This window comes from Pumilibacter muris (genome assembly GCF_943193045.1).
GTDB classification, from domain to species: Bacteria; Bacillota; Clostridia; order Christensenellales; family Pumilibacteraceae; genus Pumilibacter; species Pumilibacter muris.
This window is the reverse complement of sequence record NZ_CALPCN010000016.1, coordinates 1-1,057: the sequence shown is the minus strand read 5'-3', so window position 1 is coordinate 1,057 and position 1,057 is coordinate 1. Positions and strand designations below refer to the sequence as shown.

The 1,057-nt window shown below is 49.3% G+C and carries 1 protein-coding gene; it reads right to left on the bottom strand.

Going from position 1 to position 1,057, the window contains the following annotated elements; translation table 11 throughout:
* Positions 1 to 70: 70 nt before the first annotated feature.
* On the bottom strand, positions 71 to 1,057 hold a 987-nt coding region (locus tag NFR62_RS10115; protein WP_251618074.1), incomplete at its 5' end, for an AAA family ATPase.

Genomic DNA, 1,057 nt, shown 5'->3' with positions numbered 1-1,057 from the left:
CATTCTTTTACCTCACGGGGGTATATAACGGGAACGGTTTTGTTGTCGTCGGTTGCGGCTATGCTCGGCATTACACGTTCTGTTCTATCAGCCGTATTGCCTCTTTGCATAATGCCATCTTGTCTTCGCCGAACAGCTCGTCTAAATATCCGCACACGCCGTCCGCCATTTGTTTTACGTACACCGGGTTTTTGGATTCGAGCTTTCGGAACACCTTGCGCGAAAGTATGTCGTCCAGCGCCTCGAGTTCGGTCCCTCCGCATGCCACCAAAACGGGAACGTAGGCGCGTATCTGCTTCATTATTCGGTTGCCGAACGTTATATGAAAAGTCTGTATCATGTATTCGTCCAGCTTTTTTATTCGGCGCATGTTGCGGTCGGAAAGAGCGTATTCGCGCCACGCGCGTTCGAACAGTTTTTCGAGGTGCGTTGCCGACAGTTTTATGCCGCGAGCGTCGGAAGCGTCGAAAGGCACCGCCTTTTTGTCTAAATTGAGCACCATTGCTCTGTCGTAAACCTTGTCGGAAATTGAGAACGTGGAATCGTCGTTGTTTGCCGTTCCCACAAACCACATATTTGTGGGCAGGCGAAGTTTGCCGTTGTGCTGCAAAAGCTTGGGGTCGTCGTCCCACTTATCCGCAACCACGTCTAAATTGCGGCCGTCGGGGTTGGGGATTTCGAGAAGCGACAAGAATTCGGCAAAGTAGTATTCAACGCGGGCAATGTTCATTTCGTCGAGAACGGTAACGTAAATTTCCTCGTTGCAGTTAGCCTCGTACATTTTGTATAAAAGGGTCGTTTCGTTGAACCTGCGAGTAAACTCGTTGTAATACCCAACAAGGTCGGTGCGTTCTTTCCACATGGGTTGTATGGGCACTACAACCGTTTTATTGTCTAAGAACTCGCCGAACGCGTAAGCGAGCGAAGTTTTACCCGTGCCCGACATACCCTGTAAAATTATTAGTTTGGTTACTGCGAGAGCGCCTATAAACCGTCGTATGTCGGCTATGTCGTAATACAATTTGAGTTTACCTGCGGAGAAGTTGCGAAATGCCTC